Source organism: Vreelandella sp. V005 (assembly GCF_052645115.1).
Map to the genome: position 1 here is coordinate 74,504 of NZ_JBQXYA010000010.1, position 13,823 is coordinate 88,326.

At 53.6% G+C, this 13,823-nt stretch carries 15 protein-coding genes; 4 read left to right on the forward strand and 11 right to left on the reverse strand.

The window, feature by feature from the left end; all coding sequences use genetic code 11:
• Positions 1 to 3: 3 nt before the first annotated feature.
• From ACUN8H_RS17340 to ACUN8H_RS17380, 9 genes are all read right to left on the reverse strand, one after another.
• Positions 4 to 459, reverse strand: a complete 456-nt coding sequence (locus ACUN8H_RS17340; protein WP_445533293.1) for a tripartite tricarboxylate transporter TctB family protein — start codon at positions 457 to 459, stop codon at positions 4 to 6.
• Entirely contained in the window at positions 456 to 1,997 is a 1,542-nt protein-coding gene (locus ACUN8H_RS17345) for a tripartite tricarboxylate transporter permease (RefSeq protein ID WP_445533294.1), read from the reverse strand. The genes ACUN8H_RS17340 and ACUN8H_RS17345 overlap by 4 nt, the downstream gene beginning before the upstream one ends.
• Positions 1,998 to 2,087: 90 nt before the next feature.
• On the reverse strand, positions 2,088 to 3,038 hold the full coding sequence (locus tag ACUN8H_RS17350) for a Bug family tripartite tricarboxylate transporter substrate binding protein (RefSeq protein WP_445533295.1): 951 nt from the start codon (positions 3,036 to 3,038) through the stop codon (positions 2,088 to 2,090).
• A gap of 192 nt (positions 3,039 to 3,230) precedes the next feature.
• Entirely contained in the window at positions 3,231 to 3,968 is a 738-nt protein-coding gene (locus ACUN8H_RS17355; RefSeq protein WP_445533296.1) for a FadR/GntR family transcriptional regulator, read from the reverse strand.
• Between the two features lie 707 nt (positions 3,969 to 4,675).
• On the reverse strand, positions 4,676 to 5,215 hold the full coding sequence (locus tag ACUN8H_RS17360) for an invasion associated locus B family protein (RefSeq protein WP_445533297.1): 540 nt from the start codon (positions 5,213 to 5,215) through the stop codon (positions 4,676 to 4,678).
• Between the two features lie 252 nt (positions 5,216 to 5,467).
• Entirely contained in the window at positions 5,468 to 5,611 is a 144-nt protein-coding gene (locus ACUN8H_RS17365; RefSeq protein ID WP_445533298.1) for a hypothetical protein, read from the reverse strand.
• Between the two features lie 66 nt (positions 5,612 to 5,677).
• Positions 5,678 to 6,328: a DUF1826 domain-containing protein gene (locus ACUN8H_RS17370; RefSeq protein ID WP_445533299.1), complete on the reverse strand. Its 651-nt coding sequence runs from the start codon at positions 6,326 to 6,328 to the stop codon at positions 5,678 to 5,680.
• A 67-nt stretch (positions 6,329 to 6,395) separates the two neighbouring features.
• Positions 6,396 to 7,205, reverse strand: a complete 810-nt coding sequence (locus tag ACUN8H_RS17375) for a metal ABC transporter permease (RefSeq protein WP_445533300.1) — start codon at positions 7,203 to 7,205, stop codon at positions 6,396 to 6,398.
• Entirely contained in the window at positions 7,195 to 7,986 is a 792-nt protein-coding gene (locus tag ACUN8H_RS17380) for an ATP-binding cassette domain-containing protein (RefSeq protein WP_445533301.1), read from the reverse strand. The genes ACUN8H_RS17375 and ACUN8H_RS17380 overlap by 11 nt, the downstream gene beginning before the upstream one ends.
• 102 nt (positions 7,987 to 8,088) lie before the next feature.
• Between ACUN8H_RS17380 and ACUN8H_RS17385 the strand changes: the two genes are divergently transcribed.
• Together ACUN8H_RS17385 and ACUN8H_RS17390 are read left to right on the forward strand one after the other, a co-directional pair.
• Positions 8,089 to 9,063, forward strand: coding sequence for a zinc ABC transporter substrate-binding protein (locus tag ACUN8H_RS17385; protein WP_445533302.1), 975 nt, complete (start codon positions 8,089 to 8,091; stop codon positions 9,061 to 9,063).
• Positions 9,064 to 9,277: 214 nt separating this feature from the next.
• Positions 9,278 to 9,661 (forward strand): DoxX family protein, encoded by a 384-nt coding sequence (locus ACUN8H_RS17390; RefSeq protein ID WP_445533303.1) that lies wholly within the window; start codon positions 9,278 to 9,280, stop codon positions 9,659 to 9,661.
• 331 nt (positions 9,662 to 9,992) lie between these two features.
• Here ACUN8H_RS17390 and ACUN8H_RS17395 read toward each other — a convergent pair whose 3' ends face one another.
• Both ACUN8H_RS17395 and ACUN8H_RS17400 read right to left on the reverse strand, forming a co-directional pair.
• Entirely contained in the window at positions 9,993 to 10,748 is a 756-nt protein-coding gene (locus tag ACUN8H_RS17395) for a phosphatase PAP2 family protein (RefSeq protein ID WP_445533304.1), read from the reverse strand.
• A 153-nt stretch (positions 10,749 to 10,901) separates the two neighbouring features.
• Positions 10,902 to 11,852, reverse strand: a complete 951-nt coding sequence (locus tag ACUN8H_RS17400; protein ID WP_445533305.1) for a GlxA family transcriptional regulator — start codon at positions 11,850 to 11,852, stop codon at positions 10,902 to 10,904.
• Positions 11,853 to 11,999: 147 nt separating this feature from the next.
• On the opposite strand from ACUN8H_RS17400, the gene ACUN8H_RS17405 reads away from it, so the two are divergent.
• On the forward strand, positions 12,000 to 12,878 hold the full coding sequence (locus ACUN8H_RS17405; RefSeq protein ID WP_445533306.1) for an MBL fold metallo-hydrolase: 879 nt from the start codon (positions 12,000 to 12,002) through the stop codon (positions 12,876 to 12,878).
• Positions 12,879 to 13,043: 165 nt separating this feature from the next.
• Positions 13,044 to 13,589 carry a cysteine hydrolase family protein gene (locus tag ACUN8H_RS17410; RefSeq protein WP_445533307.1) on the forward strand — a complete coding sequence of 182 codons (546 nt, stop codon included), beginning with the start codon at positions 13,044 to 13,046 and terminating at the stop codon, positions 13,587 to 13,589.
• The last annotated feature ends 234 nt before the right edge of the window (positions 13,590 to 13,823 follow it).

Here is a 13,823-nt window from a genome sequence, read left to right on the forward strand (position 1 = left end):
CTACTAAAAGAACATCCCCGACGGCAAGCGCACATTGAGCACCTCCGTGAAGGTCAGGTAAAAGACACCCACCAGTACCAGGATCATCGGAGTCCATTTCAACATGCGTTGCCAGGTAACCGCTGTCTCTACTCTGGCCAGATACCAGGTGAGCGCAAAGAAAGCGATCAGCGTCGTCAGCAGAAAGCCAAGGATCTCGACCACGGCCCACCAAACAAAAAAGCCGATCATGACGGTGGCTAGCCGCCGCGGACTGCCAGTGATCTCGATCTGGCGGCCGCTCGGATTGATGAATCCCTTGACGAGGAGGGCGATCGAGATCAACGCGAGGACCAACAGAATGGCGCGTGGAAAGATGATGCTCAGTCGCCCGATATCACCCCGTGGGAACCACAACACGGCGCCAAACACCAGGCCGAGAACACCCGAGGCGATATCGGTATTAAGACGCAGTATCATGACGAGCCTCCACTGTCAGTGGCATCAACCTTATCCAACAGCCCCTTGCGTGCCAGCCACATGGGCACCAGCGCAGTCGCCGCGCCTAGCACGACTAGACCAGCAAGGACCATCGAGAGCGGGTTGCTCACCAACCGTAGCCAGGGAATCGGATCGACGACTGCCGCCATCAGCGTTTGCACATAGCCCTGCTCAGCTATCCCACCGAGTATCAAGCCAAGTACGATGGGGGCGGCCTGAATACCGATCAGCCGTAGGAAATAGCCAGCCGTGCCTAGAAGCAGCATAATCCCGACGTCCAGCATGCTGTTACGTAACGCAAAGGTACCGAGAATAGTCACCATCGCGATGCTGGGTACTAGGAAATAATAAGGCGTGCGAATGACCACACGGTGAATCACGCGTCCGCCCAACAACCCGACCGGCAATAACATTAATGCCGCCAGGCCCATGGAAAGAATAAAGCCATTGGTCAGCACGCCCGACTGGGTGAAGAGATCGAGTCCTGGACGCAGGCCATGCATCAGCAACACCCCGAGGATGATGGCATCAGGCGGCGCGCCGGGTATGCCCAGCGTCAGCAGAGGCACCATGCTGCCGGCGACCATCACGTTGTTGCTCGATTCCGAGGCCACCACGCCATCGACGTTGCCCTTGCCAAAACTTTTGGGGTCCTTAGAGAAACGCCGCGCTTCGTTATAGGCCACCAGGCTGGTGACATTGCCCCCGGCGCCGGGGATGATAGCGATGACCTGACCGATCAAACAAGAGCGGATAAGATTGGCCGGTTTGCTGAAAATACGCCGCGCTATCTTGCCGATGGAGACTTCTTTTTTGCGCAGTTCGCCTCCGTCGGGCAAGGCCCCGCGTCCCTCTGCCGACATGGTCAGCAACTCGGGAATCACGAAGAGCCCGATCAGTGCCACGATCAGCTCGATGCCGCCTTGTAATGGCGGGTAGCCAAAAGTGAATCGACTCTCGCCGCCAACTGGCGACACCCCGATCGTACTCAGCAGAATGCCGATACAACCGCCCAGCAGGCCCTTAAGTAAGGAGTCGCTTGACAGGCTGGCGACTAATGTTAGCCCCAACATCGCCACCCAGAACATCTCCGATGGTCCGAAGGCGACCGCCAGACGCGCAAGCGGCGGCGCGAGGATCAACAGGAAAATGACCCCGACAATACCGCCCACTACCGAGGCGATGGTGGCCGCCGCTAGAGCCTCATAGGCGCGGCCCTGACGTGCCATGGGGTAGCCATCGAAAGTAGTGGCAATGGACGAGGGGGTCCCAGGGGTATTGATCAGTATGGCGGTGAACGCCCCGCCATAGATAGAGCCCATGTAGACTGCGCCTAAAGCGATCAACCCCTGCAAGGCCTCCATCGAGAACGTGAAGGGCAGCAACATGGCAAGTGCCATCGTCGCCGTGAGACCGGGCATGGCACCGATAAAAAGCCCCGCCGACACCCCGATCAGGACGGTCAACATGCTCTCGAAAGTCAGAAGGGAGGTCAGCGCCTCCAGTAACATATCCATGGGTCACCCTCCTTGTGGACACGCGTGCGCGGCCAGCATGGTGAAAAGAAAAATAGGGGCCCAATCAAGGACCCCGTGGAGGGAGGAGTGTTACTCGGCTTCTTCGAGGATAGGACCGTAGGCCTCACGTAGCATGGCCATTACTTCATCAACTTCGTCACCGGTGATGTACTCCATCACGAAGCCCAAGGGCTCCTGCTTCTCGGTGATCTGACGATTGGCTTCGGCAAAGGCTTCCTCTAGGGTAGCCACCACGTCATCGGGTGTGTCCTTGGGCACCGCGACACCGCGGTACGCACCACCGACGATGTCGTAGCCCTGTTCCTTGAAGGTGGGCGCATCAGGCAGTGCCTTGACGCGTTCCTCGGCGGCGACGGCCAGCACCTTAACGCTGTCGGCCATTTCAGTACCGAGCATGGTGTAATTAAAGATTCCGGCGACATGACCACCTTCCAGCGCACCTTTAAGGGGACCAGTGCCCGAGAAGGGGATGTAGGTTAGGTCTATATCAGCTTCTTTCTCGAAGCGAAGCATGTCCAGATGGTTGGCGCTGTAAGTACCACTACCCCCAAGAGTGATAGCTTCAGGGTTTTCTTTGGCGTCCTCAATCAAGTCTTCCAGGGTATCGTAGGGGCTGTCGTCAGAAACGATCAACGCATTGGGCGTTGAGTGGAAAAATGTCACGATTCGCCAATCGTCAGTCGTGTAACCAGCATCATTACGCTGTATTGGCTGGCCGATTATGTGCGGGATATTCACGCCGATGATCTCGTAGCCATCGGGCTCGGCGTTATTCTGAAACTCGCTCCACGCCACGGCGCCACCGCCACCCGGACGGTGGGTAACGTTGACCGAAACGCCAAGCACCTCTTCCAGGACCGGCTCCTGGAAGCGCGCTGTCACATCGGATTCGCCACCTGGGTCGAAGGGGATGATGTAGGTGATGTCGCCTTCCGGGTACTCGGCCTGGGCCAGACTAGCAATCCCCATGGCAGTGATAGCCGTTACGGACAACGCGAGCGTCTTGTAGGTAAATGTCATGGCATGCTCCGACTTAGTTGTATTATTTTATGTACGTTTCTTCGTCGTTAACGGTAGTTGCGCCAATGAGCGCCGTGGTTATTGTTTTTATTTTACTCGGCCTGCGTACTACCAGATCGTTACACACCACTGTTTTCCAGCGTGAACAACCTTACTGTTCAAGCTAGTCGAGTTGTAAAAGTTGTCAAATCTCTATCCTTCAAAGACGCGTCGACGCGAACTACTCAAGTGATGCTGCATACAAAAAGCGGCACGCTCGGCGTCTTCAGCGAGGATGGCATCGTGGATAGCACGGTGCTCGACTTGTACTTCGGGGACATGATGTTCAGGGCGTCGCAAGCCAAGACCACGTGCCATGTTCTGGCCATACGTGATGGCTGACTTAAGAGACAGAAGGGTATCGGAGAAAAATCGGTTATGTGTGGCGTGAGCGATAGATAGATGGAAGTTGAAATCGGCATCTACCCCCAGCGCATTGTCGCGGATACGCTGTTCAAGCAATGCCAGTGCTTGGGTCAGTGCCACGCGCTCTTCTTCTGTTGCCTTTATGGCCGCGAGTCGTGCGGCCTCGGTTTCCACGGCGATGCGGAACTCAAAGCAGCGTTGGATATCGGCTAGGCTTTCCAGCGGAGCGAACTCCAGCATGGCTCGATCAGGGCGCCGTTGTACGAAACTTCCTGCACCACGCTGCGAGCGAATCAGTGCATCATCACGCAGTCTAGCCAATGCTTCACGCACGATCGGACGAGACACGCCGTAATGAGATGCCAATTGCTCCTCTGATGGCAATCGCTCACCTTCACCGAATTCACGCTGAATAATTCGGTCGACGATATCGCCGTAAACACGATCACTAAGCTTCTGCCCCTTGCCATCCGGTCTCTCGTTGGAGGGTGTCACCTGCGAGACTTTTCCCATGGATAAAGGCATGCACGTTCCCCAAGACTGTTAGTCGTCACTGTTAATGCAACAACAGCATACGCCAGTAGAGTGTTATGCCTCCATCCCCAGCGCTACTCAATTGTTGTTTAATGTAGAAGAGTTCGTGCACCAGATTTTTTCTCAGTTGAATAGGTGTCTTTTGCTTAACCAACTTTCCTTTATTCCAAGGTATAAAGGAGAGGTCAGTCGAAATGTTTGGAACATGATCCCCTCGGGTTGAGATCAAAGTATGGCTCAACTCAAGCTCTTCATGAGCTAAGGTTAATTATTAGTTGATGTTCTACCCAAAGCGTTTATCAATGAAATTACATATTCACGGAGCCTTAGTCCACAATGCGCGTTTTTCTGGTAAGGCCTGTAATATGGATGCACATATTTCTGAGGAACATTGAAAATAAATAAAAAGTCCGCTTTTGGCCGATAGCGACGCTCCAGCCAGGGCAGGTGGTTTCCCTATCAAACTGCTGCCAGTTTTGTCATTTTAAAGCGACATCTAATTCTATCCCATGGTATCTGAGAGTGCTTTCCAGCTTCCATATCGTTCGTGACTCAGGCCATCGCACCGGAATGCGACGTGGTAGAGCGTAGTTTGTTCATTGACTCCGCTGCAGCAGGCGGAAACGTAATTCTGCTGGCAACGGCTGGGTAGACTTGCCAGCCCTTATGGGCCGGCTTCGTGGGGAAGGCTCCTAAGATTAGCGAGTGATGCGGGTACTGGCGTCGGTAAAGCCGATCAGCGAAATATCGACATCCATGCGCTCACCGCGAGGACTGATCATGCTCAGGGTTGCCGTATTGCCACTGCGGAGTTGCTGCAGCATCGCTGGTTCAATAGGGGCATCAGCACGGCAGCCTTGTTCCTGGCAGACCTGATAGGGGAACTGAATTGGCTCACCATTATCCACGACCAATTGCAAACCAGGGGCTAGGCGTACCCCCAGCGGTACGAAGAAGCTCATCACTGGGTCATCGATCTGGGGCGGATAGTCGAGCACTACCTGCATCAAGGGCTGGTTGCTGTCAGGTTGCGTGACCAATTGCGACATCGCACACGGAGTCGGGCCCTCGGCATTTCGCTGGCAGCGGACTTCCCAATCCTGGAACGACTCGGTGGTAACATCATTGCCGGCCGCCCCCGGTTGTTGGCTGAAGGCGCTGGTAGACAGCGCCAAGAGCGATAATAGCCCCATCTTGCATAGGTTTTTAGACAGGTTTTGAGTCAGATTGTGCGGCATTGGCGTACCCTCCTGTTGGTTCGCTGATGGTGAATAATCATACTCACCATGCCTGCTTGTTCGCTTGAGGTCGAGCCCTTTGGTTTATCAGATCGTGGTTAGGCGGTTTACCTCTCTTTCAATAAATTAAAATTAAATTCAAATAAATCATTAATTTATGAAAACATTCGGTCTTCATTTCTCGAATAACCTGCTGGCACGTTTATCCATTTATAAAATGGACAAGCTAATACCTGTTTATGTTTTGTAGTTCTAGCATGAAGCAGATTTTATGAAGGTGTAAAGCTCTGCGACCGTTTCCGGCGCCACGTTTTGGGTGATGAAGACAAATCGTGAAACACGGTCGTGAACGCTGTCCGCTGGCAGTGGCGCCGGTGGGTGACAAATATGCTGCACGCCATGTAGCGCCAGTGGCGTTTCTTGATTGGTAAGGTGGTAATAAGCGAGCTGCTGTATCAGCGACTAGGCCGGATCAATGCTCATCAAGAACCGTTTGCTACCATGTTCCAACGCAGGGCTTCTATGCACCAAGCCGCGCTCTTCGCAACCCTCCCAGCCGCTTCCTTTGAGTAACGCTATGTCACCCGGTGAAAGGCGTTTAATAGCGCTGGCATCGGTTGGGATGTCGGGTCGGTTGATATGTGGCGCGCCCAAACCTTCACGGTTTATCGCGTGCTCCGGCAACCATTCGCTGCCGGGACCGAAATAGGTGGTCACCATGCGCGCGGGAAGGTTGTCGCAATGAAAGCGCGGACACATGGCACTGTTTAGCAGGCGCACCCGGATGCCGACGGTCTGAGTATCGAATAAAAAAGCGATCGCTTCAGCGAGGGTCGCCATATCGTCGATTAGCGGGGCAGCAGCTTCCGGCGCAGGAAGCCGTCGTCGTAAGTCGGCAATGAACGTTTCATCGGGATGACCGAGCCAGCTATATTGCCAGGCGCGGTCTGTTTGGCATTGTGCCTGCGCGCTAAAGGCGATATCGGCGGGAAGAGGGCGCTGAAAGATCGCGATATTAATGACGTCTTCAAAGATACGCGGTAACACGCTGATGTCGTTATCGATGGCTGCATGCTCTGGCAGCACTAAGTGAGTAGCGGGTAGCGAAGACATAACTGGCTCCATAAGCGATGGTAAATACGAGATATCAGTGTTCAAGCGGTAAACCTACGCAGCTCGGTCAGCCACCGCGTTTGCATAAAAAACGCCAACTCTGGGTCGCGAGCATGGCAAGAATAAACAGCATTGCGGCCAGAGAGACGATGGTCGGGCCTGTCGGTGTGTCAAACATGTAAGCGGCGCGAAGCCCGCCAGTCGTGGCTGCCATCGCCATCATGGCGGCAATAAGCGCCATCTGTTCCGGCGTGCGGCTGAAAGGTCGCGCCGTGGCGGCAGGGATAATCAATAGCGCAGCAATCAAGAGTGCGCCGACCACCTTGAGGGCGACGGCCACCACAATGGCGAGCGCCACCGTCAATACCAGCTGTTCACGACGCGGGTTGATGTGGCTGGCATAGGCGAGCTCTTCGTTGAGTGTTGCGGTTAGAAGTGCCTGCCAACGCCATACCATCAGACTGATCACCAGAACGGCACCCGTCCAGATAATCGCAAGGTCAATTTTGCCCACGGCCAGAATGTCGCCAAACAGGTAAGCATGCAGATCAATACGCACGCCGGAAACAAATGAAACGGCCACCAGCCCAATGGCCAGGGCAGAATGCGCTACCACCCCTAGCAAGGTGTCCATGGCATAGCCTTTGCCGCTTAACGTCGACACACAAAATGCCATCAGCAGAGCAACCCCCATCACACCGGCGAAAATGGAGAGATTCCATAGCAGCGCCAAAGCCACCCCCAGAATAGCCGCATGGGCTGTGGCATCACCGAAATAGGCCATTCGCCGCCAAACAACGAAGCATCCCAGCGGCGCTGCTGCTATACCCACACCGAGCCCTGCCAATGCAGCACGCCACAAGAAGTCATCCAGCATGACGCAGTGTCTCCTTATCTTGCGGGTTCGCATGTCGGTGATGATAAAAAGCCAATGTGCTAGCCGCTTGGTCACCGAAAAGTGCATGGTATTGAGGCGATGCAGCGACTTTCTCGGGTTGGCCTTCACAGCAGACATGCCTGTTGAGGCAGATCACGTGATCTGCCGTGCGCATGACCACATGTAAGTCGTGGCTGACCATCAGCACCGCACATTGGGAGCGTTGGCGGATCTGTTCAATGCGCTGGTAGAACTCGGCAACGCCGCGGTGATCTAGCCCCTGTGTAGCTTCATCCAGCAACAACAAAGAGGGGCGTGATAGTAGCGCGCGAGCCAAGAGCACCCTTTGCAGCTGGCCTCCGGAAAGGTGATTCATGGCCACATTCAGCAGATGTTCGACTCCCGCCTGTTCTAGTGCTTCGGCAATGTCACGGCTGGCATGCCGTTTGGGGAGATTGATAAAGCGATGCACTGTCATTGGAAGAGTAGGATCGAGATATAGGCGTTGGGGCACATACCCGATCTTAAGGTCACGAGAGCGGTTAATGTGGCCAGCGGAAGGTTTAATAGCGCCTATTAGCGCCTTGACCAGCGTGGATTTACCAGAGCCATTGGGGCCAATGAGGGTGACAATCTGACTAGGTTTTAGCGACAGATTGATGTTTTCCAGCACCGGCTGCTGGCCAAATTTAACCGTCAACTGGTCGGTTCTCAGCAACGCATTGTCTGTCAACGAAGTGCAGGATTCTGGTATGCCTTTTGTTGATAGACGAGAAAACATAACAAGCTCCGAGTTGATTTATTGTTATGTTATAACATAAATTATGCAGGTGCCAGAGGTTAACGAATCAGCAAACGAAACAACTTAAAAGGAGCGCATGTAATGAAAAAACCACTTGCCCGTATGGCGTTACCGGTACTGCTGGGATTTCCATTAGCTGCCATGGCCGATGTGCCAAAAGTCGCAGTAGACATACCGCCGGTGCATTCGTTGGTCAGTAAGGTGATGGGGGAGTTAGGGAAGCCTACGCTGTTTATGCAGCAGGGTGCCTCGCCCCACGGGTACTCGCTGCGCCCTTCAGAAGCACAAACGCTGGATGACGCTAAGTTAGTGGTCTGGGTCAGCAATAACTTAACACCGTGGCTTGCCAGCCCACTGACGTCATTAGCGTCAGATGCCGAGCATATGCAACTGATGGCGTTAGATGAAACGCAGGTACTGAATTATCGCGATCGATCGATTGTTCTGATGGGCGTTCGTGACGATCATGATGGTCATGATCATCACGACCACGACCACGACCACGACCACGACCACGACCACCATCATGATGGGGAAGACCCGCACGGTTGGTTAGACCCGCAAAATGCTCGTCTCTGGTTAGATGCCATTGCCGGTCGTTTAAGCGCGATGGATCCTGAAAACGCCGAGACCTACCAGAGCAACGCCGCCCAGGCCAAAGCCGATGTGCTGGCGTTGCAAATGGCGTTGGAAAGTCAGTTTGCTGAGCAACCAGCACCGCGCTTTGTGGTTTTCCACGATGCCTATCAGTATTTTGAGCAGCGTTTTGACGTACGTTCGGAAGGCGCTATTTCGCTTGGTGATGCCTCTGATCCCAGCCCTGCGCGCATTGAAGCCTTGCAGCAGCATGTGCGGGAGCATGATATCCATTGCGTATTCAGTGAGCCTCAATTCAACGCTACGATGGTAGAAAACGTCTTTGGCGATACACCGGCTGTGATGGGCGTGATCGACCCGTTGGGCGTTGAATTGTCGCTCGGGTCAACGCTGTACGACCAGTTACTGCGTCAGTTGGCCGGTGCCCTTGAGAAATGCAGCGTGCACAAGGAGGCATAGCGATCGTTGCTATAAAGCAGTAAAACGTCATAGGGCGGCACTTAACGGTGCCGCCCTGTTGTTTTATGCTACCAGTGGTAAAGAGAGGGCATGTTAGTAACGGTGTTCGGCGTGGCCACCAAAAGCCGCATTGAAGTGTAGTATCCCCACCCAGCTATTTTCTTCGTCGAGATGACTTCTTAACCTCAAATGTACTCACGATACAGGGCATGATATGCCAAGAATTCCATTACTCATCATTTCCTTGTTTTTCTTTATTGGTGGACTTGCTCATTTTGCTTTTACTGATTTTTTTGTAATGGCAATGCCGGATTATCTGAGGTATCACAAAGAGTTGGTGCTGATTAGCGGTATTTTTGAACTAGCCGGAGCTATTGGTATTTTGGTACCCAAAACTCGTTTTTGGGCCGCATGTGGTTTAATCGCCTTAATTGTTGCTGTCTACCCTGCCAATATCAATATGGCGTTACATCCTGAGCAATATCCAGAGTTGCCCAAGCTATTATTACATACTCGCTTACCTTTACAGTTTTTCCTTGTTTGGTTTGTTTGGTGGTCAATTAAACCGGAAAGATTAGCGCGTAAGTTATCTGTTTAAATTATGAAAGCAGCAAGAGGACTGACAGACTGAACCTGGTTCCGCTGCAGGCTTATTCTTTGTTTCTAAAGCGTTAGGCTTATTTGTCAGCTTTGAAATACAGTTATGTTTTTTATCGGATAGACGAGCCGTGTCATTTTCTAAGCTAGCTTTTAAGTGGCTATTTGCCTTTTAGAACGTCCCAAAAGGGCGCCGATTTTGCGATTAGTGAACCTTCATTGCTGGTTAGGCTAGATGTCATTAGCTTCTGTTATTGGTTTAAAGCTGAATATTCATTCTCGCAGATGGCTGAACAACATCCACTGTGTTGCCCAGCTCTGCTTGAGCCAACTTATTCCATGCCCGACCCGCTAACTTCGGTCTCTACCTGCCCGCGCCGCTGCATCCAGCGCATCACGATCCAGCACAGCGCGGCCCAGCTTGCCCCGGCTGTCCAGCCGGCAAGCACATCGGTGGGCCAATGGACACCAAGGTAGACGCGGCTTATACCCACCAGGAGGGTTAGCAATATCGCCAGAATCAATAGGTAAGCCTTCAGCCTCAGCGCGGGCTGAACGCGGGTGAGTAGCGCTGCCAGGGTGAGATAGGTCACGGCAGACATCATTGAGTGCCCGCTGGGAAAGCTCGCCGTGTAAACCATCGCTTCATGAGGCACTAGATCCGGGCGAGGGCGATCAAAGCCCATCTTCATCACGGTGCTGAGGAGTATGCCGCCAGGCACTGCGATCGAGGCAAAGAGGGCCGCGCGGTAGCGTCCGGCAAGTAACAGGTAGCCCAGGGCGCCCAGCGTGATGAGTACCAGCACGCCGACACCCCCAAGCGCGGTAAAGTCACGGCCCATTTCCTCGACCCAGCCCGGCCCAATTGGGTCGCTAAGGTCGGCGGGGTTGCGAAGGGCGAGCAGCAGGCTCTCATCGACGGTCTGGGTGTCCCCCTCGGTGACTTCGTCGGCCAGCGCGACGAACCCCCAAACCCCGCCGGAAAGTACCGCGACGCATAACAACATGGCGAGTTCATAGCGGCCAAGCCGAGCCAGCAGGGACAAGCTATGGCGCCCAACGTGTCCAAGTCTTTCATAGTGTTTCATTTGCAACTCCTTTGCTTTGATCCTGAATTCAACTCATAAATGATACGCTACGTCGATTCAGGCGATCCTATCGTGCCTATGTTATCAATCGTGAGAAAAACTGCTTACTTATATAGCGGGATGACGTTCTTTTAAGGGCGTTTAGCAGGGTAGTTAGGCGTTGTCGCCAAAGGTTCTGCGCCAGTTACGAGGGCTGACCTGATGGCGCTGCCTAAAATGTTGCCGGAACGAGGTTGCCGTATGAAAGCCGCTCTTTGCTGCAATGGCTTCTACCGACAATGATGTGGTTTCTAATAGCTCGCGACCACGCCGTAAACGCTCGTTAACCAGCCACTCCACGACCGTCATACCGGTGGCCTTGTGGAAATGGCGCGTAAAGGTACGTCGGCTCATGGCCGTTCGGGCAGCGAGCTCATCAATGGTGTGCGATATCATCAGGTGTTCGCGCAGGTAGTCGAGCAGGCGATTGATATGGGCATCCTGGGTGGAGACGGCAACCGGTTGTTCAATAAACTGCGCCTGGCCACCCTCACGATGCGGTGGAACTACCATCATACGAGCAATCTTGTTGGCAATCTGTGCGCCGTAATACTCGCGCACCATGAATAAGCAGCAATCCAGGCCAGCAGCCGTGCCCGCCGACGTCACCAGCCGATCCTCCTCTACGTAAAGCGCATTCGTGTCCAGCTTGATCTTTGGGAAGCGGATACTGAAGTCTTGCTCGGCCATCCAGTGCGTCGATGCACGCCTGCCATCAAGCAGCCCGGCATAAGCCAGGGCATAGGTGCCGTAGCAGAGCCCCACCACATGGGCCCCCCGTGCATGACAGCGGACAAGCGCCTCAATCATCTCGGGGGGCGGGGGTTCGTTCAGGTCATGCCAGCCAGGCACAACCGCAATATCAATGCTATCCAGAAGTTCCAGGCCGCCGTCGGGTTTTACTGTCATCACCTGCTCGCTCCCCGACTCCTCCGGCATGGCTACGATATAGAGATCGAACAAAGGATGCTCGGTTAAGGCGATGCCGAATACCGTATAGGGCACCGAAAAATGGAAGGGGCTGATATGGGGGTGGAGGATCACTCCAACACGAGGCAGGGACAAGGCTAGGCTCCTAACGTTTTATTCAATCAATAATACGATGCTGGCCCAATATTGTCGATCAATGGCTGTCAGGCCAATTTTTAAGTTATTTGAAGCCCTCTACACTGCTTTCCATCAACCCAACACTCTAATGAAGGAAGTAGGTAGATGTTTTTTAAAACCTTAGCCAGTTCACTCACCCTTGCCACGGCACTGACTGCCGGTAGTGCATTTGCGGCCTCGGGCGCTCAAGAAGTCACGCATCAGGTGCAGCAGATTCGTAATGCTACGGTGAAGATCACCTATGGCGACACCACCTTTCTGATTGATCCTATGCTGGCCGAACAGGGGGCCTATCCGGGCTTCGAAGGTACCTACCGCAGTGAGTTACGTAATCCGCTGGTGGGGTTGCCAATGTCGGCAGAGGAGGTGATCGAAGGCACAGACGCCGTCATCGTCACCCACACTCACCTTGATCACTGGGACGATGCTGCTCAAGCGCTGCTGCCGAAGAACATCCCACTATTTGCTCAGAATGCCGCCGATGCCGAGCTGATTCGCTCACAGGGCTTTAGCGATGTGCGCGTTCTGGAGGGCAGCGCCGAGTTCGGCGGCGTGCAGCTTCACAAGACAGGCGGTCAGCACGGCTCCGATACCCTCTACGCTGTTCCTGAACTGGCGCAATCACTCGGTGAGGTGATGGGCGTTGTCTTTGAGGCGCCAGGAAAGAAGACCACCTATGTGGTAGGCGATAGCGTGTGGCGTGACGAGGTCGAGCGGGCACTGGCGCAATATAACCCGCAGGTGGTCGTGTTGAATACTGGCGCTGCCGAGGTAACCGGCTTTGAAGGTGACCCGATTATTATGGGGAAGGAAGACACGCTGCGAACCTATCGTGCCGTCCCTGATGCCACCATCATCGCGGTGCATATGGATGCTGTGAACCATATGACGCTAAGCCGTGATGAGCTTAACGACTATGTGCGCGAAGAGGGTATTGAGGATCACGTATTCGCACCCGCTGACGGCGAAGTCGTTTCCTTCTGATCCAAATGGCTGCCACCTTCTTTAGGGCGGCCGTTTCTGGCAGCCCACAAGTTTGGAAGGTCTTGTTCGTCTCCGCATTACTCTTAACTGGAGCCAGAGCACGCTGTTATGTGAGTCGAGCGGGACCAAGCTATCTATTAAACACTAACGAAAAAGGCTTAGCACATGAGTAAACGCGCAATCATTGTCGTCGATATACAGAACGAATATTTCTCCGGCGGCAAGCTTTTACTGGAGGGGATTGAGAAGGCAGCAACGAATGCTGCCAAAGTCATTGAACACGCTCGATCAGCCAACGAGCTTGTCGTCTATGTTCAGCATGAGTCTACTGACCCAGAGATCCCTTTTTTCATTCCCGGTTCGCATGAAATTGACATCCATCCCACGGTTGCACCGCTGGAGCAGGAAACAGTATTGGTGAAGCATTTCCCTAACTCGTTTCATGAGACCGGTTTGAAAGCGCTATTGGATCAGCAAAATATTGATGAGGTGGTCATCATAGGCGCTATGAGCCATATGTGCATCGATGCAACCAGCCGTGCGGCGTCGGACTTCGGTTATAAGACGATGGTTATCCACGATGCCTGCGCCACGATGGATCTTGAATTCGAAGGCGTAACAGTGACTGCGTCTCAGGTTCACGCAACGATAATGGCAGCCCTGGCGTTTGCTTACGGTAAGGTAACGACAACGGAGCACTATATCGGGTAATAGAGTTGCAAAAGTTCTAACAGGAGACCGGTAAGGTTTATTAATAGTGTTTTTTAACTGGCACGATGCTCTTCCATTTTGGACGCACCTGAAGGGGGCGGCGACAAACGGCGTAAATGAGAAACTTATAGCGCAGCGTTAAAGAAAAAAACGTTATTGCCGATTAAAAGTTCAGTAAGCCAGCTTCGCCCCATCGCTGCCGTCAATGAGGGGAATATAACTCCGCCAACAGTC